Below are 20,255 nucleotides of genomic sequence, written 5' to 3'. Positions count from 1 at the left end.
ATGTGAATATGCGACTGTTGGCGGGCGGGAGGGTTCCTTGAGAGCGATCTGATATCCGAGGATGATCAGACTGTACTTTCCCGGATTTGCTGAGCGCTCAGCCTTAATGTTCTTGTTGCCATCTCTTGAGACGTGACACATCCACTCAAGGTCTGGATCGATACAGGCATGCGTTTCTTTTCATATTGCCGGGTAAAAACAGCGTGCAAACGGGTGCCGATTCGGGGCGTCAATGCCTGTACTGCAAAAGCCGGAATGCCTGTCAGCAAAGCGGCCCCCATAAATCCTTGATAGACACGAGCGTCTGCACCGAGCAACCTTGCCGTTGAGCCGGCAAAGGCCAGCGTAGCGCTGGCCAGTTGTGTCATGGCCACCACCGTAGAAGTGACATCCAGCGCCGCTTCGGCTTTTTGCTTCGCGGCGACAGCAGGAAGATCGATTGCTGTCGCCTTTGGCCATTTTCCTTGCAACACGTTCCTGGTCTTTGGCCAGGCTTTGTGGAATGCGTAAATGCCTCGCGAAAATGCCAGCATGCTCCATGCATACCCTAGAGCGACGTCCCAATTCAGATCCAGATGCCCTGTAGGGTCGTGACGATTGACCGGGTCGTTCCGGCAGTACGTATAGGTATTGGGTCCTGCCTCACCAAACGGACTCAGACTGTCCGGGCTGTTGAAACGCATCAATACCGGGTTGTAGGCGCGGTAGCCGTTGCCCAGCAGGTAGTGGCCGGTCAGCGGGTCTGGCAACTCGCCGTTGAAGCCGATGCCCTCAGCCTGCGGGCGATGACCGAAGGGGGTGTAGGCGAAGCGCTGAGATCGACGGGCCTGCAACTGTGCCAGCAGGCTGCCCTGGCGGTCGGTGGCGTACAGGGTTGTTTGGCGTTGTTGAGGACGCTTCATGGACAGGCTCCACAGGCGCTGGGCAAAGGTGCGCTCAGTCTGAACCGGGGGCAGGCTGCGCAACACTGGCAGAAGTGTGAGGTTTCGCCTGGCGTCGACCGATGGACGCTGCCTGGGCCTGGCGCAACAGCGGTATCGGCTGCGCCATCGCTATCGCCGGCAGAGCCGCCTCCCACAGGGTCCGCTGGTGCCTGTCGGACCGGAGGCTGGCCGCCAATTCGGTGGGAGGGGGCCGCCTCCCACAGGTCCGGCTGTGCCTGTCAGATCGGAGGCTGGCAGTCATGACGATTGATCGGGTCACCTGCGCAGTAGGCATACGCATTGATCCCACCCTTGCCAAACGGACTCAAACTGTCCGGGCTGTTGAAGCCGATGCCTGCAGCCGGCGAACGATGACCGAAGGCGATATAAGCGATGCGATCAAGCTGTCCCGTCTGCAACTGTGTCAGCAGGCTACCCTGGTGGTCGGTGGCGCACAGGATTGTGCGGCCTGGTTGAGGCTGGGGGCGATGCGCTTCATGGGCAGGCTCCGGTCAGGCGCCGGGCAACGTCATGCTTGATCTGCCCCGGTAAAGAATTGAGCCAAACAGGTAGCGCCATGAGATTTTTCGTCTGGCATGGGCTTTGAATCTGTCGCAGCGCTTACGCCCCTGTGCACTGACTTGATACCCGCTGCAGGTCCTGCGTCAGAGGAAGGGCGCGTAACACGCCCTATAGCGAGTCAGGCACTTGATCTGCGGATGCTGGAAGTGCCGAGGGGCACTCTGTCAAGGGGCCTGATCTCCCTGAGCAATCGAAAACCGTGCGGGTTATCCGCTAACCGACGCTCAAGAAGACGACCACTATCCAGGCCAACACTAGGGGGCTCGATCTCCCTGAGCGATCGAAGACCGTTCGGGTTATCCGCTAACCAACGCTCATAAAGACGACCATTTTCAATGCCAACATCATGACCTCTTCCAAAGCCCTCAGCATATTTACGGCGCTTGGAGGCACGAATGCTGTGGGTATATTTCATAGCTACCCCCAAGGCAATGACTGCTGTTACCACCGTCATTGCAACCAGGACATTACGTTCGCCTTCAGGCACATCGCTAGAGAGCAACATCGCGAGGCCGCCGCCGCTCGCGGCAACTGAGCCGACCATTACCGGGACAGCCGCACTTTTACCCATCTTCATCAAACTACGGGTGATTGCATTGAACGCCGCAAACTGCCCGCTCGGGTCGCTCCGGTTGACCGGGTCGTTGCCGCAGTATGCATAGGCATTCACGCCGCCTTTTCCAAACGGACTCAACCTGTCAGGGCTGTTGAAGCGCATCAGCACCGGGTTGTAGGCGCGGTGGCCGTTGCCCAGCAGGTAGTGGCCGGTCAGCGGGTCGGGCAGTTCGCCATTGAAGCCAATGCCTGCGGCCGGCGAGCGATGACCGAAGGGGGTGTAGGCGAACCGGTCAGGCTGCCCGGCCTGTAACTGCGCCAGCAGGCTGCCTGGGCGATCGGTGGCGTACAGGGTTGTGCGGCGTTGTTGAGAATGCTTCATGGACAGGCTCCGGTCAGGCGCTGGGCAAAGATGCGCTCAGTCTGAACCGGGGGTGGGCGGCGCGATACTGGCAGAACTGCGAGGTTTTGGCCTGGCGGCGGGAGTGAAGCGGCCTGGGCCTGGCGCAACAGATGCGTAGACTGCGCCACCGCCACCGCCACCGCCATCGCCGGCAAGCCGCCTCCCACAGGGGCGGTGGGGTCTGTCAGATTTGAGACTGGCTGCAAATCCGGTGGGAAGGTGCTCTGCCAGCATGGGGCCATTTTCAATCGCGGCTCAACTCCCCGGCGTGCCGTGCGCCTCTTCGAAGAAGTAATCCTTCCAGCTCGCCGCCTTGTTCTTGAGCACGCCCAGTTCATGCAGTTTCTCGGCATAGATGAAGGTGCGTTGCGGGGTGACGGTAAAGTCGATTTCCGGGTCGGCGACGATTTTCTCGACCAGCGCCAGCGGCAGTTTCGACTGTTCCACGCGAATGTAGGTCTGTGCGGCGGCCGGTTTGTCGGCCTTGATGATCTGCTCGGCCTCGGCCAGGGCGTCGTAGAACGCCTTGTAGGTCTTGGGGTTGTTGTCGTGGAATTTCTGCGTGGTGTAGAGCACGTTGAACGTGGCCTGCCCGCCCAGCACGTCGTAGGAGCTGAGCACCTTGTGCACGCTGGGGTTCTCCAGCGCCTGGTACTGGAACGGCGGGCTGGAAAAGTGCGAGTTGATTTCCGAGCCGCCGGCCAGCAGCGCGGCGGTGGCGTCCGGGTGGGCCAGGCTGACGGAAATCGTGTCGAATTTCTTGAACTGGTCATTCCCGAACTGTTTGGCGGTCTCGATCTGCAAGGTGCGCGACTGGAAGCCCACGCCGGCGGCCGGCACGGCGATGCGGTCCTTGTCGGTGAAGTCCTTGAGGGTCTTGATCCGGGGGTTGTTGGTCAGCAGATAGTTAGGCATCGAGCCCAGCGCGGCGATGGCCTTGACGTTCTGCTTGCCCTTGGTGCGGTCCCAGACGGTGAGCATCGGCGGCACGCCGGCCGAGACCACGTCCAGGGCGCCGGCCAGCAGCGCCTCGTTCATGGCCGTGGCGCCAGAGACGCTGTTCCAGTTGACCTCGATGGCCAGGCCTTGTTGCTGGCCGTGTTTTTCGATCAGTTTCTGGTCGCGCACCACGTCCAGGATCAGGTAACCGATGCCGAACTGCTGGGCGATGCTGATCTTGCCTTCGGCGTGGGCGGCGCCGCTGAACAGGCTGCCCAGCGCGAAGGTGGCCGCCAGCGCGGTAAGCGCCGGGCGGTTGAAAGAAAGGCTCATGGGAATGCTCTCAAAAAGGAGGTCAGGATCAAAAAACGCTTAACGCTGCATGCCCCAGCGCTTGACGGTCAGGCGCTCGATATTGGCGAACAGCAGGTTTTCCACCAGCAGGCCGATCAGGATGACGGCGGCCAGGCCGGCGAACACCTTGTCGGTGTACAGCTCGTTACGGTTCTGGAAGATGTACCAGCCCAAGCCGCCCTTGCCCGACGAGGCGCCGAACACCAGCTCGGCGGCGATCAGGGTGCGCCAGGCAAAGGCCCAGCCGATCTTCAGGCCCGCCAGGATCGACGGCAGCGCGGCCGGAATCAGGATGTGCCAGACAAAGCGCAGGCCCTTGAGGCCATAGTTGCGTCCGGCCATGCGCTGGGTTTCCGAGACCCCGAGAAACCCGGCGTAAGTGTTCAGTGCCAGGGCCCACAGCACCGAGTGCACCAGCACGAAAATCAGGCTGTTCTGGCCCAGGCCGAACCACAGCAGGGCCAGCGGCAGCAGGGCAATGGCCGGCAGCGGGTTGAACATGGCGGTCAGGGTGCCGAGCAGGTCACGGCCCAGTTGGGTCGACACCGCCAACGTGGTCAGGCCGAACGCCAAAACGATGCCGATCACATAGCCCTGGATCAGCACGGTGAGGGAAATCCACACCTTGCTCAGCAACTCGCCACTGAGCAGGCCGTCATAGAACGCTGCAGCCGTCTGCAAGAAGCTTGGCAGCAGCAGGTCGTTGTCCTGGATACGCGCGACGATTTCCCAGATCACGGCCAGCGCGATCATGATCACCGTCTTGCGCACCCAGCCCTGTTGCCAGATGCGTTGGGCCAGCGGCAGGTCGCGGGCCAGTTCGTGTTGGGTAAAGGGTTGCAGGGTGACTTCGTACTCTTCACGCCGCGAAGGAGAAAGGCTCATGGTTCGGATCTCTGCAGGCGGCCCGAGGCGGGCCGGCCGGTGAATGCTCAATACGCGATGCGTATGTCCTGGAAGCCCAGCTCGCGCTCGGCCTGCTCGCCACTGCCGGGCTCGTCGAACAACAGTCGATGGATGCGCTGCGCGGTGTGCTGAAAGCCGACGCCGCCCAGGCTTTGCAGGTCGTACTGATGGCTGTTGATCTCGGCGCGCACCCGGCCCGGATGCGGCGACAGCAGCAGGATGCGGTTGCCGACCACCAGCGCCTCCTCGATGGAGTGGGTGACGAACAGCAAGGTAAAACGCACTTCTTGCCACAGCTCCAGCAGCTCTTCCTGCATCTTGCGCCGGGTCAGGGCGTCGAGGGCCGCGAACGGCTCGTCCATCAGCAGGATCCTGGGCTGCATGGCCAGCGCCCGGGCAATCGCCACGCGGGCTTTCATGCCGCCTGACAAGGTGTGCGGGTAGGCGTCGGCAAAGGCGCTGAGGCCGACCTTGTCCAGGTAATAGCGGGCGCGTTCCAGCGCTTCGGGGCGCTTGAGGGTGCGCGAGGCCAGCAGCGGGAACATGACGTTCTCGATCACCGTTTTCCACGGCGGCAACTGGTCGAACTCCTGGAATACCACGATGCGGTCCGGGCCCGGCTCGGTCACTTGGGCGCCTGCCAGGCGGATCTGCCCTTCGCTGGGCCGGATAAAGCCCGCGACAGCCTTGAGCAGCGTGGACTTGCCGCAACCCGAGGGGCCGAGCAGCACAAAGCGGTCGGAAGGGTCGACTTCGAAACTCACCTGGTGGGTGGCACGCACCACCCGTTCCGGGGTGCGGTATTCAAGGCTGACGTTGTGCACCTGCAACAGCGCTTCGGTAGCAGGCTGATGCAGTGGCGTCTGGTGGGGCTGGCTGGCCGTGTGGCCTTGCGCGACAGCATTCATGGCACAACTCCTGGATCAAAAGGGCGCATCGCCTTGAATGGTGGTGCGGTGCAGGCGACGGCGCAGCTCGGGCGGGCAGCCGGCGGCCAGGTGCATCAACGAGCGGTTGTCCCAGAACACCATGTCGCCGTCCTGCCAGCGATGGCGGTAGACGTGGTCGTTGCCCACGCTGTGGGCGTTGATCTCGTTGAGGATCTGGCGGCTTTCGTCCTCTGGCAGACCGACGATATGCGTGGTGAAGTTCTCGTTGACGAACAGCGCCTTGCGCCCGGTCTCGGGGTGGGTGCGTACCACCGGGTGCACCACTTCGACCACCTGCGCCAGTTGCTCGGGGGTCAGGGTCGGACGCCAGTTGACGGCGTTATGGCCGTCGCGATAGCGCGCGGTGTAGCTGTGCACCGCCGAGCGGCCTTCGATGGCCTTGCGCAGGTGCGCCGGCAGGGTGTCCCAGGCCAGGTGCATGTCGGCGAACAGGGTGTCGCCGCCTTCACTGGGCAATTCCTGGGCGTAGAGCATCGAACCCAGGCTGGGCAGTTCCTTGTAGGACAGGTCCGAATGCCAGAACTTGCCGGCATCGCCCAGGCCGATCGGCTGGCCGTCTTCGACGATGTTGGACACGATCAGGATTTCGGGGTGATTGGCGAGCAGAAACTGCTTGAGCACATGAATCTGCAACACGCCAAACCGGCGGCTGAAATCGATCTGCTGCTGGGGAGTAATGCGCTGCTCGCGGAAGACCACGACGTGGTGGTCCAGATGCGCTTGGTGCACACGGGCGAAATCGGCGTCGTCGAGGGGCCTGGACAGGTCCAGACCGACGATCTCGGCGCCGACCTTATCGGTGAACGGCCGGACATCGAACGCCTGGGCGGCGGATGAAACGAGGGAGGCTGCTGGCATGAGTACTCCATCTCCAGAAAGCAAAGGACTGAATGGAAGTAACTCTATAGCTATAAGAAACGGACTTTAAATACCGATATTGAATATCGATATAGCGATGGACTTTCGCGGCTAAAGCCGCTCCTACGGTTTTTGCCGGACTCTGTTCAAGACACGACATAAATCCCGCAGGAGCGACCAACGGTCGCGAAAAGCCAGCCACGTCCGGCATCTTCAGTGCCTGACAGCCTGCATTCGCGACCGCTGGTCGCTCCCACACGGTCCTGCGGCATTCGCGGCCAGGCAGGGGGGTGTTTCAGGTCGATCAGAACGCTGGAATCACCGCGCCGTCATACTTCTTGTTGATGAAATCCTTCACTTCCTGGCTGGTCAGGGCCTTGGACAGTTTCTGGATCGCGTCGCTGTTGGCGTTGTCGGCGCGGGTCACCAGGTAGTTCACGTAGGGCGAATCAGCACCTTCGATGATCAGGGCGTCTTTCTTCGGGCTCAGCTTGGCTTCCAGCGCGTAGTTGGTGTTGATCATGTCCAGGTCGACCTGATCGAGCACGCGCGGCAGCACAGCCGATTCCAGCTCACGGAACTTGAGGTTTTTCGGGTTGGTGGCGATGTCCTTGGGCGTGGACAGCGCGTTGGTCGGGTCTTTAAGAGTGATCAGGCCGCCCTTCTGCAGCAGCAACAGGGCACGGCCGGCATTGCTGCCTTCGTTGGGGATGGCCACGGTGGCGCCATCGGGTAGGTCGGCCAGGCTCTTGTGCTTCTTCGAGTAACCACCGAAGGGTTCGACGTGCACGCCGACACCGGTGGTCAGGGTGGTGCCCTTGCCCTTGTTGAAGCCTTCCAGGTAAGGCTTGGTCTGGAAGAAGTTGGCGTCCAGGCGTTTTTCGGCCAGTTGCACGTTGGGCTGCACGTAGTCGGTGAAGACCTTGATTTCCAGGTCCACGCCTTCCTTGGCCAGGGTCGGCTTGATCAGTTCGAGGATTTCCTGATGCGGCACCGGGGTGGCGCCGACCACCAGTTTTTCACCGGCGTGGGCCAGGCCCACCGAGAATGCAGTCGCCAGGGCAGCCATCAACAACGTCTTTTTCATGCAAGTTCCTTATGGGGTATCGGCAGTGCCGCCGCGAGCCCGCGGCGGCGTGAAACGGACATTACCCGGCTTTGCAGGCCGGGAACATACCCGCTACATAACGGCTCAGGCTCGTTTGAGCGTTGGCAGGTTGAGGTCATCGGCCACGATTTCGTCGCCACGGCTGACCAGCAAGGCAAAATGAATGACGTTTTCCAGTTCCCGCGTATTGCCCGGCCAGTGATGGGCCTGCAAGACCTGCTGCGCCGCGTCGCTGATCAATTGCACCGGCAGGCTCAGGCGCTGGCTGTAGATACCGACGAAGTACTCGGCCAGCGGCAGGATGTTGCCCGGTTGCTCGCGCAGCGCCGGCAAGTCGAGCCGGCCTTCGCTCAGGTAGTGATACAGACGATCATGAAACTTGCCGGCCGCCACGGCCTTGGCCAGGTCGATGCTGGTGGCGGCCACCAGGCGCACGTCCACAGGGCTTGGTTGCTGTGCACCGACCCGGGTGACTTCATGGTTTTCCAGCGCGGCCAGCAGCTTGACCTGGATCGGCAGCGGCAGGTCGCCGATTTCGTCCAGGTACAGGGTGCCGCCGTTGGCCGAGCCGAACCAGCCGGCGCGGCTGCTGGCCGAGCCGCTGTGGGCGCCGGCAGCATAGCCGAACAGCTCGGCATCGGCGTAGGTCGGGCTGATGGCACCGCAGTTGACCGACACGAACAAGCCGCCACGGTCGCTGCCGCGGTGGATATGTCGGGCCAGCAATTCCTTGCCGGTGCCGGTCTCGCCGCGAATCAGGATCGGCAAGGTGCCGGCGGCCAGTTGCTCCATCTCATGGCGCAACTGACGCGAGCGCGGATCAATGAACACCAGCGCCTTGGCGCGAATGCTCAGCGGGCTTTTATCGGCCTCGGGGAAGGTCAGCAAAGGCTGGCCGTGATCATAAAGACTCATGGAAAACTCCCACCAGGCCCTGTACGGGCGCTGGCGTTGACAAAAGCGGCGAGCCGGCGGCCCGATGGTTGAAAGGCATGGCGCTCAGGCACGACGGCGCGATTGCTGCTCCAGGCGGTTCTGCAAACGGTACAGGTAGGCAAACCCCTGCTCCCAGCGCTGGTGGCCCGACTTGACGTTGATGTGCCCGGCCTGGCTCAGGAAACCGGCTTCGGCGCCCCAGTGGCGGGCCATCTCCAGTGCCCGCTGGCTGCTGACGGCCGGATCGTTGTCGGAACTGACGACCTGGGTCGGGAACGGCAACAGGTCGGTGGGAATCGGCGCAAAGTTGCGCAGGGCCGGCGAGCAATTGGGGCGTTCGACATCGGCCGGCGCCACCAGCAAGGCGCCCTGCACCTGACGCAACGATTCAAGCGGCGCCAGTTGTGCCCAGTGCGCGACAGTGATACACCCCAGGCTATGCGCGATCAGAATCACCGGCGAGCTGTGCGCGGCAATCGTGCGCTGCAACTCACCCACCCAGTCTTCACGGCGAGGCTTGAGCCAGTCGGCCTGTTCCACACGGGCGCTGTTCGGCAGGCTATTCTGCCAATGGGTCTGCCAGTGATCGTCAGGCGACCCTTGCCAGCCTGGCACGATCAGATAACGGATCGATTCGTTATGCATGGGGGTCGCCTCCTGAAGGCTTGAGTCCATGCGGCGAGTATAAGGATGCGCGATATATCCGTTAAGGAATAAGAAGATATTTGTTAATTCCTGTTTTGCATATGCCTTTGTTCTGCCAATGAACGATGCCCATCAAGGAATGTGCCTGCAGCCTGCAATCACCGGTTGCGCTTGCAGACGCTGATAACAGCACCAGGCAATGGATTTGCCCCTGTGGCCTGACCGGCTCGCGATCGGTCTTCTCCCCCTCGTCGACAGGAAGTAACACGCCATGCACGAACCCGGCAGCATCACCCGATGGACCCGCGCCCTGCGCAAGCAACTCGATGCCATGGACCTCGACAGTGCCGGACTGTGCCAGGCCGCCGGCCTCGACCCACACCTGTCGCAGCCGCATGAAGCACCGGGGGCCACGCTGCGCCTTTGGCAACTGGCCGTGCAGGCCAGTGGCGAACCGGCACTGGGCCTGCGGGTCGCACGTTTTGCCAGCCCCACCAGCTTTCATGCCCTGGGCTACACGCTGATTGCCAGCGGCTCGCTGCGCGAGGTGTTCGAGCGCATCGTGGGGTATCACCCCATGACCCCCGATGCCTTGCAACTGACCTTCCACAAGGTGGGCGAACGCTACGAATTCAGCTTCGGCGCGCCCAGCGACTACCCGGTGCCCGTGCCGGAGCTGTTCGACGCCTTCGCCGCCATCTACGTGCGCACCTGTCGCAACCGGCTGGGCCGGGGTTATGCGCCGCTGGAAGTGCATTTGCAGCGCCCGGCCCCGGCAGACCCGCAACCCTGGCAGGAGCTGTTCCGGGCGCCGCTGTTTTTCTGCGCCGCCCGCAACATGCTGGCCTTTGCCTGCGCTGACTTCGACGGTCATCTGGACGATGCCGCGCCCGGCGAGCCTTCGCCGCAGGCCCAGCCGCTGATCTGGGAACCCCGGGTGCGCTGCGCCATCGAGGCGCAATTGCCGGAGGGCGAGCCCAGCGCCGAAAGCATCGCCCAGGCGCTCAACCTGACCCCGCGCAGCCTGCACCGGCACCTGGCCGATGAAGGCTGCCGCTATGACCTGCTGCTCAACCAGTGCAGGGAAAACCTGGCGCTGCTGCACATCAGCGACCCCACGGCCTCGCTGAGTGAAGTCGCCTGGCTGCTGGGCTTTGCCGATGTCGATGGCTTCAGTCGGGCCTTCAAGCGCTGGACCGGCCTGACGCCGGCGCAGTACCGCCAGGAACTGTCAGGCTGAGGTCCGGGCCTGCGCCACCTGGGCGACCTTGCGCAGTTTGTCGACGTCCAGCACTTCGATCAGGTCCGGGTCCAGGCGGATGATCTTGCGCCGCTGCAGGTCCTGCAGCACCTCGACCAGCGCTTGCCGCGACAGGCCGACACTGACGCCGGCCTGGATGTCATCCAGCGTCAGCACCCGCCGGGCATTGCTCAGCACGCCATAGCCTTCGCCCAGCAGCAGAATGCGCCAGGCGACCCGGGCACGGTCGGGCAGGCCTTGCAGCGTCTGGCGATTGGGCAGGGACAGGCCGATCTTGTGGCTGAGCAAGGCGGCGAACGCGCTCTTGTATTCAGGGTGCTGCGCCAGCAGCGCGTCGATGACCGGCTGCGAGATGTGCAAGAAGATACTTTGCTGCATGGAGTACGCATCCAGCAGGCGCGGCAGTCCATCGAACAGCGACACTTCGCCAAACCAGTAAGGCGGCCTGACGACCTCGGTCGGCGCCGCCCTGCGCTGCTCTTCGGCGGTGCCCATGCGCACCGCACCTTCCACCAGGGCATACAGGCCACAGGGCGCATCACCCTTGGCAAACAGCAATTTACCCGGCGTCACCCGCCGCTGCCGTGCGGCTGCCAGCAGGGCGTCCTGCAAGTCGGCCGGCAGGTTGGCGAACCAGTATTCACCCAGCAGGCGCGAGCGCCATCCCGTTCCATTCGTCATTATTACTTCCTTGGATTTTTGCACGCGGTGTTTCAGAAGCGGCTAGGGTAAACAAGCCGATCACCCCACAGGGCGACAATGATAATGAAAACGCTGCTCGATCATCTCAGCCAATACGCCGCTTATCACCGGGATTCGCGCAATATCGTGACGCACTTCCTGGGCATTCCCATGATCGTACTGGCGGTGACGATTTTTCTGTCACGTCCTGGGGCATTGTTCGGTGGGACATGGCTGTCACCGGCCAGCGCCGTGGCACTGGCGGCCGCGCTGTTCTACTGGCGACTGGATCGCCGGTTCGGGTTGGTGATGGCGGCCTTGCTGGGCGTGTGCCTGTGGATCAGCGCCGGGCTGGCGCAGCAGTCGACGGCTACCTGGCTGGGCTGGGGAACGGCGCTGTTCGTGGCGGGCTGGATCATCCAGTTCATCGGCCATTACTACGAAGGCCGCAAACCGGCCTTCATCGACGATGTGACCGGGCTGATCATCGGCCCGCTGTTCGTGGTGGCGGAACTGGCGTTTCTGCTCGGCCTGCGCAAACCGCTGCAGCAGGCAATCGAACAGCGGCTGGCGTCGTTGTAAGCCCGCCCCCCCGGAAGATCGACCAACGGTCGCGGATCCGTGTTCAGGTCATACAATCTTCAATAATGCCCGACCGCATCGCGACCGATGGTCGCTCCTACACGATGGCGGCATGCCCGGAATCCGGCCGGCACCAACCTCCGTAGGAGCGACCAACGGTCGCGAATCCGTGTCCAGGCAACACAATCTACTCAGATCGACGGCACTTTCTGCCAGACCTTGGGCTTGAAGAACAGCACCTCGCCGCGGGCCAGACCCACCAGGCTGTCGTGGTCCTTGACCACTTCGGCCTCGATCAGCTCGCTCTGCCCTTCGACCTTGAGGGTCACCCGGGTGGTCGCGCCCAGCGGGCGGATGTCACGCACTTCGGCGGGGTGGTGATTGTCCAGCTCATGGCGCGACAGTGACACTTCGTGCGGGCGGAACAACAGGTGCTCGTTGCCGTCCAGGCTCAGGCGGTTGGAATCGCCCAGGAAGTGATAGACGAAATCGTTGGCCGGCGACTCATAGACCTCACCCGGCGAGCCGATCTGCTCGATCACACCCTTGTTCATCACCACGATGCGGTCGGCCACTTCCATGGCCTCTTCCTGGTCGTGGGTCACGAACACCGAGGTCAGGTTGATGTCTTCGTGCAGGCGCGCCAGCCAGCGACGCAATTCCTTGCGCACCTTGGCGTCCAGCGCCCCGAACGGCTCGTCGAGCAGCAGCACCTTGGGCTCGACCGCCAGGGCGCGGGCCAGGGCGATACGCTGGCGCTGCCCGCCGGACAGTTGCTCGGGATAGCGGTCGGCCAGCCAGTCGAGCTGCACCATGTTGAGCAACTCGTGAACCTTGGCCTTGATCTGGGTTTCGTTCGGGCGCTGATTCTTGGGCTTCATGCGCAGGCCGAAGGCAACATTGTCGAACACCGTCATGTGGCGGAACAGCGCATAGTGCTGGAACACGAACCCCACGTTGCGATCACGCACATCGTGGCCCGACACGTCTTCGCCATGAAACACGATGCTGCCGGTGTCCGGGGTTTCGAGCCCCGCGATGATGCGCAGCAAGGTGGTCTTGCCGCAGCCGGACGGGCCCAGCAGGGCGACCAGTTCGCCGCTGTTGATGTCCAGGTTGATGCTGTTGAGCGCCTTGAAGGCATTGAAGTTCTTGCTGACGTTACGGACTTCGATCGACATGGCTTATTCCTCCGCCGCGTTCTGGCGCAGACGGTTAATGCGCGATTCGCTCCACTGCTTGAGCAGCAGGATGAACAGGGCGATGACCAGCAACAGGCTCGCAACCGCAAAGGCCGCGACGTGGTTGTATTCGTTGTAGAGGATCTCGACGTGCAGCGGCAGGGTGTTGGTCACCCCGCGAATGTGCCCGGACACCACCGACACCGCACCGAACTCACCCATGGCCCGGGCGGTACACAGCACCACGCCATAGATCAGGCCCCACTTGATATTGGGCACGGTGACGTGCCAGAACATCTGCCAGCCATTGGCGCCCAGCAGGCGCGCCGCCTCTTCTTCCTGGGTGCCCTGCTCCTGCATCAGCGGGATCAGTTCACGGGCCACGAAGGGCACGGTGACGAAGATGGTGGCCAGCACGATGCCCGGCAAGGCAAACACGATCTGGATGTCATGGTCCTGCAGCCACGGCCCGAAAAAGCCCTGGGCGCCGAACATCAGCACATAGACCAGGCCGGCGATGACCGGCGACACCGAGAACGGCAGGTCGATCAGGGTCACCAGGATGCTTTTGCCACGAAACGAGTACTTGCTGACGCACCAGGCGGCGCAGACACCAAAGACCAGGTTCAAGGGCACCGAGATCAGCACCGCAATGACCGTGAGCTTGAGCGCCGACAGCGCATCGGGCTCGAAGATCGCGGAAAAGAAGGTGCCCAGGCCGCTCTTCAGGCCTTGGGACACCACGATGATCAGCGGCAGGGCCAGGAACAGGAAAAACACCAGCCAGCCCAGGCCGATCAGGATGCGGCGGGCCACAGGGCTGCCGCGACGGGCGGCGTTGGCCACGGAGGCGGCGGAAACCGACGAATGGGACATGATCGCGTGCTCCTCAGTTCGGGGTTTCGATGCGCCGCTGCAGCAAGTTGATCAGCAGCAACAGCAGGAAGGAAACCACCAGCATCATCACGCCGATGGCGGTGGCGCCGGTGTAGTCGTACTGGTCGAGCTTGACCATGATCAACAACGGCAGGATCTCGGTCTTCATCGGCATGTTGCCGGCAATGAAGATCACCGAGCCGTACTCGCCGACGCCACGGGCAAAGGCCAGGGCGAAGCCGGTCAGCCAGGCCGGCAGCAGGGCCGGCATCAGCACATGACGAAACACCTGCAGCGGGCGCGCGCCCAGACAGGCGGCTGCTTCTTCGACCTCACGCGGGATGTCGGCCAGCACCGGCTGCACTGTGCGCACCACGAAGGGCAGCGTCACGAAGGTCAGCGCCAGGGTGATGCCCAGCGGCGTGTAGGCGATCTTGAAGCCCAGGTCGGCGGCGAACTGCCCGACCCAGCCGTTGGGCGCATACAGTGCGGTCAGGGCGATACCGGCCACGGCGGTGGGCAGCGCGAACGGCAGGTCGATCATCGCATCGATGACTTTGCGCCCCGGGAAGGTGTAGCGCACCAGCACCCAGGCCAGCAGCGTGCCGATCACACCGTTGATGATCGCGGCATAGAAGGCGGTGCCGAAGCTCAGCTTGAGGGCTGCGATCACTCGCGGGGCGGTGATGATGGTCCAGAACTGATCCCAGGTCAGCTGGGCCGCATGCACGAACATGGCGGCCAGCGGAATCAGCACAATCAGGCTGAGGTACACCAAGGTGTAGCCCAGCGTCAGCCCGAAGCCGGGTATGACGGGGGAGATACGACGCGACATAAGAATCCCTGGTTTAACTTGCACCAAGCCCGGACATGAGTCCGGGCCGTTTGATCAAACCGAAGACACCGCCCGGTGGACGGTGTCGGGCGCCCACTTACTGCGCCTTGTAAATCTGATCGAAGACACCGCCGTCGTTGAAGAACTTCGGCTGCGCAGTTTTCCAGCCGCCAAAGTCCTTGTCGATAGTCACCAGCTCAAGTTTCGGGAATTGCTTCTCGTATTTGGCCGCCACGTCGGCATTGCGCGGGCGGTAGAAGTTCTTCGCGGCGATTTCCTGACCGGCCGAGCTGTACAGGTGCTTGAGGTATTCGGTGGCGATTTCGGTGTTGCCCTTCTTCTCGGCGTTCTTGTCGACCACGGCCACCGGTGGCTCGGCGAGGATCGACAGCGAAGGCACGATGATGTCGAACTTGTCGGCGCCGCCGTCTTCCTTGAGCGCCAGGAAGGCTTCGTTTTCCCAGGCCAGCAGCACGTCACCCTGACCGTTGTTGACGAAGGTGATGGTCGAGCCACGGGCGCCGGTGTCCAGGATCGGTACATGCCTGAACAGCTTTTCCACGTATTCCTGGGCCTTGGCTTCGCTGCCGCCGGCCTTGAGGCCATAGGCCCAGGCCGCAAGGAAGTTCCAGCGCGCGCCGCCGCTGGTTTTCGGATTAGGGGTGATGACCGAGACGCCGTCCTTGATCAGGTCGTTCCAGTCCTTGATGCCTTTGGGGTTGCCCTTGCGCACCAGGAACACGATGGTCGAGGTGTATGGGGTGCTGGCGTCCGGCAGGCGGGTCTGCCAGTTCTCGGGCAGGCTCTTGCCCAGCTTGGCGACTTCGTCGATGTCGCCGGCCAGGGCCAGGGTCACCACGTCGGCACGCAGGCCGTCGATCACGGCACGCGCCTGCTTGCCGGAACCACCATGGGACTGCTTGATTTCGACCTTGTCGTCCTTGTGAGTGGACGTCCAGTGCTTGATGAACTCGGCGTTGTACTCCTGATACAGCTCGCGTGTCGGGTCATAGGACACGTTGAGCAACTCGTAATCCTTGGCAACAGCGGAACCGGCGAAGACGGCGCTGGCGAGCGCGGCCAGGGCAAAGCGACGAATGGACATGAATCAAGCTCCTGGAAAATCCGAATATTGGCGTTGTTGTGCAGGCCTGGCGCGTCGAGGCTGTAAAGGGCTTCGCACGTGGCGTTCTAATAAGTATGAGGAGTCAGGAAACGACACCCTCCGGTTGACCAGTCGGGTTAAGCAGCGGCGGGGACTTTCAGTTCGGCTTGGTGCCGGAGTTCTGCAGGCGGAACTTCTCCTTGCGCTCGATCTGGACGACCTGAGCGTTATGCACCGTGATTTCGACGGCGCCGAAGCGCAAATCCCGCAGGGCACTTTGAATTTCCCGCAGGATCGCTGCTTCGTCCTGACCGTCAACGCTACGCAGAGAGGCGCTCATATGGATAACTCCTTGGAAAGTGGCAGAACCCGCCGTCACGACTGGGGGGTAACGGCTTGTGGCGTTAGGGCCATATTAGATAGGCGCAGATATTCTTAAAAAGACTATTTAAGAATGCAGATATAACCAAAAGGCATTTGCGAAAAGAGAAGCCGCCAAGGCGCATTGCGCGCCTGTGTTTGAACCCGGTTGAACACCGTTCCGCACAGCCAATATGGGGCCGGCGTAGGAGCCCGCTTGCCGGCGACCGAGTGCGAAGCGCTCGCAAAATCTCGGAAACGCCACGAATTTACGACTGTAAATCTGCGAAACGCTACAATTTTNGTAGGAGCCCGCTTGCCGGCGACCGAGTGCGAAGCGCTCGCAAAATCTCGGAAACGCCACGAATTTACGACTGTAAATCTGCGAAACGCTACAATYTTACGACTGCTAACGCAGCCGGTCGCGGGCAGAGCGCGCTCCTACGGAACAGGCTATTCGGGCAGGCACCGACCGGTAGGAGCCCGCTTGCCGGCGACCGAGTGCGCAGCGCTCGCAAAATCTCGGAAACGCCACGAATTTACGACTGTAAATCTGCGAAACGCTGCAAATTTACGACTGCTGCGCAGCCGGTCGCGGTGGTCCGGCATTCCGGCAAGCGCGCTCCTACGGAACAGGCTATTCGGGCAGGACCGACCGGTAGGAGCCCGCTTGCCGGCGACCGAGTGCGAAGCGCTCGCAAAATCTCGGAAACGCCACGCGCTCCTACGGAACAGGCTATTCGGGCAGGACCGACCGGTAGGAGCCCGCTTGCCGGCGACCGAGTGCGAAGCGCTCGCAAAATCTCGGAAACGCCACRAATTTACGACTGTAAATCTGCGAAACGCTGCAAATTTACGACTGCTGCGCAGCCGGTCGCGGTGGTCCGGCATTCCGGCAAGCGCGCTCCTACAGAACAGGCTATTCGCGCAGGCGCGCGCTTGGGGCGCAGGCCCAGTCGATCCGGGCCGCCGGCATGGGCCTGGCAAACCAGTAGCCCTGGCCCAGCTGGCAGCCGTTTTCGAACAGAAAGGCGGCCTGCTCGGCAGTCTCGATGCCCTCGGCCAGCACCTTCATGCCCATGCTGCGGGCCAGCGCGATAATGGCGCAGACAATCGCGATATCGTCTTCATCAGCGGGCAGGCCGGCGACAAAGCCCTGGTCGATCTTGAGCTTCTGCACCGGCATACGCTTGAGGCGCAGCAAGGAAGAGTAGCCGGTGCCAAAATCATCAATGGCCAGGCTCAGGCCCAGTTCGCGCAGGCGATGCAATTGCTCCAGCGCCTGTTCAGGGTCGTGCATCACGGCGCTTTCGGTGACTTCCAGCTCCAGCAGCGCAGGGTCCAGGCCGGTATCGGCCAGGATGGCCGCGACCTGCAGGTCAAGGTCACCCTGGATGAAGCGACGGCTGGAAATGTTCACCGCGACAAAGTCCAGGGCAATGCCCGCCGCCTGCCATTGGCCCATCTGCGTGCAGGCCGCGCGCAGCACCCAGTTGTCGATGTCGCCGATCAGCCCGCTCTGCTCGGCAATCGGAATGAACTCGCCCGGCGACACCATGCCGCGCTCGGGGTGCTCCCAGCGCACCAGGGCCTCGACGCCGCGAATACACCGTGTGGTCAGGTCATGCACCGGCTGGTAATACACGCGCAGCTCGTTCTGCTCGATGGCGCGGCGCAACTGGCCGGCCAACTCGACCCGCTGCTGGGCATGGGCGGTGAGTTCTTCGGTGTACAAGGCATAGTTTTCGCGCCCGCCACGCTTGGCCTTGAACAGGGCCGCGTCGGCATTGCGCAGCAACTGTTCAGCCGACAGCGCGTCATTGGGAAACAGGCTGATGCCGATGCTGACGGTGATGAACAACGCCTGGTCTTCGATCAGGAAGGGCGCCTTGAAGGCTTCGAGCACTTGCTGCGCCAGGTTGGCGGTCATGGCCATCTGCGGGCAATCCTTGACCAGCAGGGCGAATTCGTCGCCGCCCATGCGCGCCAGGGTCAGTTCGGCCCCGAACAGCCCGACCAGGCGTTCGGCCACCGACTTGAGCACCAGGTCGCCCAGGCTGTGGCCCAGGCTGTCATTGATATGTTTGAAGTGATCAAGGTCCAGCAGCAGGATGGCGCAATGACGCCGGTTCGCCCGCGCCGCCGCCACCGCTTCGGTAGTGCGCTCGGTAAACAGCAGGCGATTGGGCAGGCCGGTCAGTGCATCGAAGTGCGCCAGTTGCACACGCTCGTGCTCGGAACGCTTGATCGCCGACAGGTCGGAAAACACCGCGACAAAATGCCGGACCTGGCCATCGGCGTCCTTGATGCCGCGTATGCTCTGCCACTGCGGGTAGACCTCACCGCTCTTGCGGCGATTCCAGATCTCGCCGTTCCACTGGCCGTCGGCCTCGATGGCCTGGTACATCTGCCCATAGAAATCGGCGTCGTGCCGGCCGGACTTGAACTTGCTGGGGTTGTGGCCCAGCACTTCATCGGGCTGATAGCCGGTGATGTCCACGAACGCACGATTGACGTGTACGATCTGCGCCTTGTTGTTGGTGACCAGCACGCCTTCGCGGGTGCTGTCGAACACCGCCGAGGCCAGGCGCAGGCGATCATGGTCTTCGCGGTGCTGACGCAGCAGGTGGGTGCCCCCCAGCCAGCCCAGCAGATGCCGGCGGGCCATGAACAGCGTCAAGGTGCTCAGTGCCACCCACAGGTAACCACTCGTCTGTTGGTATTCGCCAAGCCGGACCGGGTCGTGCACCCAGGACGGCAACAGGGAGCGGCTTGCCAACCACCACATAAAGGTCAGCCAGCCATAGAAAACGGCGGCCCCCAGCGCTTTTCGCGTCACATCCGTCATAAGAAAACACACATCCCTACGTAAGCCGGGGATTATAAGACAAGAAACATCCAGAGACGCTTCTCTGCGCCGGCATCTGGTTTTCCATGGTGGCTCAGAGATAATGCCCGCTGTTCAGTGTTCACCCACCCGCCACCTGTGAGGGCCCAGCAGCCTATGTGGTACAACGGTTTACTCGATTTGTCCGTCTGGCAACTGATTGCCGTCACCCTGGTCATGACGCACGTGACCATTATCGGCGTGACGGTCTATCTGCACCGCTATTCGGCCCACCGCTCCCTGGAGCTCAATGCGGGCCTGAAACACTTCTTCCGCTTCTGGCTGTGGCTGACCACGGCGCAGAACACCCGCGAGTGGACCGCCATCCACCGCAAGCACCACGCCAAATGTGAAACCGTCGACGACCCGCACAGCCCGGTGATCAAGGGCCTGTCGACCGTGCTGCGCAAGGGCGCCGAGCTGTACCGCGCCGAAGCCGGCAACCCCGATACGCTGCGCATCTATGGCAAGCACTGCCCCGAAGACTGGATCGAGCGCAACCTGTATTCGCGCTACAAGCTGTTGGGCATCGCGCTGATGGCCGTCATTGACCTGGCGCTGTTCGGGGTACTGGGCATCACCGTCTGGGCCATCCAGATGATGTGGATTCCGTTCTGGGCCGCCGGCGTGGTCAACGGCCTGGGCCATGCGGTGGGCTACCGCAACTTCGAATGCAAGGACGCGGCCACCAACCTGGTGCCGTGGGGCATCATCATTGGCGGCGAAGAGTTGCATAACAACCACCACACCTACCCCAACTCGGCCAAGCTGTCGGTCAAGCCATGGGAGTTCGACATGGGCTGGGCCTGGATCAAGGTCTTCAGCGCCCTGCGCCTGGCCAAGGTGCAGCGTGTGGCGCCCATTGCCCACCGGGTCGAAGGCAAGCGGCACCTGGACATGGACACCGCCATGGCGATTCTCAACAACCGCTTCCAGATCATGGCCCAGTACCGCAAGCAGGTGATCGGCCCGCTGGTGACCCAGGAGCTGACCCGTGCCGATGTCTCGGTGCGCCACCAGTTCCACCGCGCCAAGCGCCTGCTGTCGCGTGAAACCAGCCTGCTCGACGACAAGCACCAGGTGCGCATCCAGACCATGCTGGAGCACAGCCAGGCCCTGAAAGTGATCTACGAAAAGCGCCTGGCCCTGCAGCAGATCTGGCTCAAGACCAGCAGCAACAGCCACGACATGCTGGCGGCCATCAAGGACTGGGTACACGAGGCCGAGACCAGTGGCATCCAGTCGTTGCGTGACTTTGCCGACCAGCTCAAGACCTACTCGCTGCGCCCCTCCTACGCCTGACGCCGTTGATCGGTGCGCCCCATGAT

Annotated in this window: 18 protein-coding genes and 1 pseudogene; 3 read left to right on the top strand and 16 right to left on the bottom strand. The window is 62.5% G+C overall.

Annotated elements, in window-relative coordinates:
- Positions 1 to 65 precede the first annotated feature (65 nt).
- The 9 genes and pseudogenes from ASF84_RS23475 to ASF84_RS23430 form a co-directional block, all read right to left on the bottom strand.
- A complete protein-coding gene (locus tag ASF84_RS23475; RefSeq protein ID WP_082481820.1) occupies positions 66 to 902 on the bottom strand; it encodes an RHS repeat-associated core domain-containing protein in 837 nt (278 codons plus the stop codon).
- Between the two features lie 721 nt (positions 903 to 1,623).
- Entirely contained in the window at positions 1,624 to 2,442 is an 819-nt protein-coding gene (locus ASF84_RS29830) for an RHS repeat-associated core domain-containing protein (protein WP_056841264.1), read from the bottom strand.
- Between the two features lie 276 nt (positions 2,443 to 2,718).
- Positions 2,719 to 3,735, bottom strand: coding sequence for an ABC transporter substrate-binding protein (locus ASF84_RS23460; protein ID WP_056841263.1), 1,017 nt, complete (start codon positions 3,733 to 3,735; stop codon positions 2,719 to 2,721).
- Between the two features lie 39 nt (positions 3,736 to 3,774).
- On the bottom strand, positions 3,775 to 4,641 hold the full coding sequence (locus ASF84_RS23455; protein ID WP_056841262.1) for an ABC transporter permease: 867 nt from the start codon (positions 4,639 to 4,641) through the stop codon (positions 3,775 to 3,777).
- Positions 4,642 to 4,688: 47 nt separating this feature from the next.
- Positions 4,689 to 5,570 carry an ABC transporter ATP-binding protein gene (locus ASF84_RS23450; protein ID WP_056841261.1) on the bottom strand — a complete coding sequence of 294 codons (882 nt, stop codon included), beginning with the start codon at positions 5,568 to 5,570 and terminating at the stop codon, positions 4,689 to 4,691.
- A 15-nt stretch (positions 5,571 to 5,585) separates the two neighbouring features.
- Positions 5,586 to 6,470, bottom strand: a complete 885-nt coding sequence (locus ASF84_RS23445; RefSeq protein WP_056841260.1) for a TauD/TfdA dioxygenase family protein — start codon at positions 6,468 to 6,470, stop codon at positions 5,586 to 5,588.
- A gap of 304 nt (positions 6,471 to 6,774) precedes the next feature.
- Positions 6,775 to 7,557: a MetQ/NlpA family ABC transporter substrate-binding protein gene (locus ASF84_RS23440; protein WP_056841259.1), complete on the bottom strand. Its 783-nt coding sequence runs from the start codon at positions 7,555 to 7,557 to the stop codon at positions 6,775 to 6,777.
- 117 nt (positions 7,558 to 7,674) lie between these two features.
- Positions 7,675 to 8,493: pseudogene (locus ASF84_RS23435) on the bottom strand (sigma 54-interacting transcriptional regulator); the annotation flags it as partial.
- Between the two features lie 84 nt (positions 8,494 to 8,577).
- Positions 8,578 to 9,159, bottom strand: a complete 582-nt coding sequence (locus ASF84_RS23430) for an alpha/beta hydrolase (protein WP_056841258.1) — start codon at positions 9,157 to 9,159, stop codon at positions 8,578 to 8,580.
- 271 nt (positions 9,160 to 9,430) lie between these two features.
- Between ASF84_RS23430 and ASF84_RS23425 the strand changes: the two genes are divergently transcribed.
- Positions 9,431 to 10,399 carry an AraC family transcriptional regulator gene (locus tag ASF84_RS23425; RefSeq protein ID WP_056841257.1) on the top strand — a complete coding sequence of 323 codons (969 nt, stop codon included), beginning with the start codon at positions 9,431 to 9,433 and terminating at the stop codon, positions 10,397 to 10,399.
- Here ASF84_RS23425 and ASF84_RS23420 read toward each other — a convergent pair.
- On the bottom strand, positions 10,391 to 11,101 hold the full coding sequence (locus ASF84_RS23420) for a Crp/Fnr family transcriptional regulator (RefSeq protein WP_056841256.1): 711 nt from the start codon (positions 11,099 to 11,101) through the stop codon (positions 10,391 to 10,393). The two genes, ASF84_RS23425 and ASF84_RS23420, sit on opposite strands and share 9 nt — an antisense overlap.
- 84 nt (positions 11,102 to 11,185) lie before the next feature.
- Here ASF84_RS23420 and ASF84_RS23415 point away from each other — a divergent pair, with 84 nt between their 5' ends.
- Positions 11,186 to 11,683, top strand: a complete 498-nt coding sequence (locus tag ASF84_RS23415; protein ID WP_056841255.1) for an Mpo1 family 2-hydroxy fatty acid dioxygenase — start codon at positions 11,186 to 11,188, stop codon at positions 11,681 to 11,683.
- Between the two features lie 191 nt (positions 11,684 to 11,874).
- On the opposite strand, the gene ASF84_RS23410 is transcribed toward ASF84_RS23415, so the two are convergent.
- The 6 genes from ASF84_RS23410 to dibA all read right to left on the bottom strand — a co-directional run bounded on the left by ASF84_RS23410 (position 11,875) and on the right by dibA (position 18,888).
- Positions 11,875 to 12,864 (bottom strand): sulfate/molybdate ABC transporter ATP-binding protein, encoded by a 990-nt coding sequence (locus ASF84_RS23410; protein ID WP_056841254.1) that lies wholly within the window; start codon positions 12,862 to 12,864, stop codon positions 11,875 to 11,877.
- Positions 12,865 to 12,867: 3 nt separating this feature from the next.
- Complete coding sequence (gene cysW / locus ASF84_RS23405) at positions 12,868 to 13,740, bottom strand: sulfate ABC transporter permease subunit CysW (protein ID WP_056841253.1); 873 nt, start codon at positions 13,738 to 13,740, stop codon at positions 12,868 to 12,870.
- 13 nt (positions 13,741 to 13,753) lie between these two features.
- On the bottom strand, positions 13,754 to 14,575 hold the full coding sequence (gene cysT / locus ASF84_RS23400; RefSeq protein ID WP_056841252.1) for a sulfate ABC transporter permease subunit CysT: 822 nt from the start codon (positions 14,573 to 14,575) through the stop codon (positions 13,754 to 13,756).
- A 97-nt stretch (positions 14,576 to 14,672) separates the two neighbouring features.
- On the bottom strand, positions 14,673 to 15,680 hold the full coding sequence (locus ASF84_RS23395) for a sulfate ABC transporter substrate-binding protein (protein ID WP_056841251.1): 1,008 nt from the start codon (positions 15,678 to 15,680) through the stop codon (positions 14,673 to 14,675).
- A gap of 157 nt (positions 15,681 to 15,837) precedes the next feature.
- Positions 15,838 to 16,020, bottom strand: a complete 183-nt coding sequence (gene oscA, locus ASF84_RS23390) for a sulfur starvation response protein OscA (RefSeq protein ID WP_056841250.1) — start codon at positions 16,018 to 16,020, stop codon at positions 15,838 to 15,840.
- A gap of 939 nt (positions 16,021 to 16,959) precedes the next feature.
- The gene (gene dibA, locus ASF84_RS23385; RefSeq protein WP_056841249.1) at positions 16,960 to 18,888 is read right to left on the bottom strand and encodes a phosphodiesterase DibA; all 1,929 of its coding nucleotides are present in this window, start codon (positions 18,886 to 18,888) and stop codon (positions 16,960 to 16,962) included.
- Between the two features lie 156 nt (positions 18,889 to 19,044).
- Here dibA and desA point away from each other — a divergent pair, with 156 nt between their 5' ends.
- On the top strand, positions 19,045 to 20,229 hold the full coding sequence (desA, locus tag ASF84_RS23380; RefSeq protein ID WP_056841248.1) for a delta-9 fatty acid desaturase DesA: 1,185 nt from the start codon (positions 19,045 to 19,047) through the stop codon (positions 20,227 to 20,229).
- Positions 20,230 to 20,255 lie beyond the last annotated feature (26 nt).

The organism is Pseudomonas sp. Leaf127 (assembly GCF_001423155.1).
Classification (GTDB): domain Bacteria; phylum Pseudomonadota; class Gammaproteobacteria; order Pseudomonadales; family Pseudomonadaceae; genus Aquipseudomonas; species Aquipseudomonas ovata.
Note: the sequence above shows the minus strand (reverse complement) of the source record. Positions and strands in the feature narration are given on the sequence as shown.

Coding starts and splice junctions, on each gene's coding strand:
- ASF84_RS23440 (WP_056841259.1), bottom strand. CDS start 7,557: ATGAAAAAGACGTTGTTGATGGCTGCCCTGGCGACTGCATTCTCGGTG.
- ASF84_RS23395 (WP_056841251.1), bottom strand. CDS start 15,680: ATGTCCATTCGTCGCTTTGCCCTGGCCGCGCTCGCCAGCGCCGTCTTC.
- ASF84_RS29830 (WP_056841264.1), bottom strand. CDS start 2,442: ATGAAGCATTCTCAACAACGCCGCACAACCCTGTACGCCACCGATCGC.
- ASF84_RS23450 (WP_056841261.1), bottom strand. CDS start 5,570: ATGAATGCTGTCGCGCAAGGCCACACGGCCAGCCAGCCCCACCAGACG.
- cysW (WP_056841253.1), bottom strand. CDS start 13,740: ATGTCCCATTCGTCGGTTTCCGCCGCCTCCGTGGCCAACGCCGCCCGT.
- desA (WP_056841248.1), top strand. CDS start 19,045: ATGTGGTACAACGGTTTACTCGATTTGTCCGTCTGGCAACTGATTGCC.
- ASF84_RS23415 (WP_056841255.1), top strand. CDS start 11,186: ATGAAAACGCTGCTCGATCATCTCAGCCAATACGCCGCTTATCACCGG.
- cysT (WP_056841252.1), bottom strand. CDS start 14,575: ATGTCGCGTCGTATCTCCCCCGTCATACCCGGCTTCGGGCTGACGCTG.
- ASF84_RS23425 (WP_056841257.1), top strand. CDS start 9,431: ATGCACGAACCCGGCAGCATCACCCGATGGACCCGCGCCCTGCGCAAG.
- ASF84_RS23455 (WP_056841262.1), bottom strand. CDS start 4,641: ATGAGCCTTTCTCCTTCGCGGCGTGAAGAGTACGAAGTCACCCTGCAA.
- oscA (WP_056841250.1), bottom strand. CDS start 16,020: ATGAGCGCCTCTCTGCGTAGCGTTGACGGTCAGGACGAAGCAGCGATC.
- ASF84_RS23420 (WP_056841256.1), bottom strand. CDS start 11,101: ATGACGAATGGAACGGGATGGCGCTCGCGCCTGCTGGGTGAATACTGG.
- ASF84_RS23430 (WP_056841258.1), bottom strand. CDS start 9,159: ATGCATAACGAATCGATCCGTTATCTGATCGTGCCAGGCTGGCAAGGG.
- ASF84_RS23475 (WP_082481820.1), bottom strand. CDS start 902: ATGAAGCGTCCTCAACAACGCCAAACAACCCTGTACGCCACCGACCGC.
- ASF84_RS23445 (WP_056841260.1), bottom strand. CDS start 6,470: ATGCCAGCAGCCTCCCTCGTTTCATCCGCCGCCCAGGCGTTCGATGTC.
- ASF84_RS23410 (WP_056841254.1), bottom strand. CDS start 12,864: ATGTCGATCGAAGTCCGTAACGTCAGCAAGAACTTCAATGCCTTCAAG.
- ASF84_RS23460 (WP_056841263.1), bottom strand. CDS start 3,735: ATGAGCCTTTCTTTCAACCGCCCGGCGCTTACCGCGCTGGCGGCCACC.
- dibA (WP_056841249.1), bottom strand. CDS start 18,888: ATGACGGATGTGACGCGAAAAGCGCTGGGGGCCGCCGTTTTCTATGGC.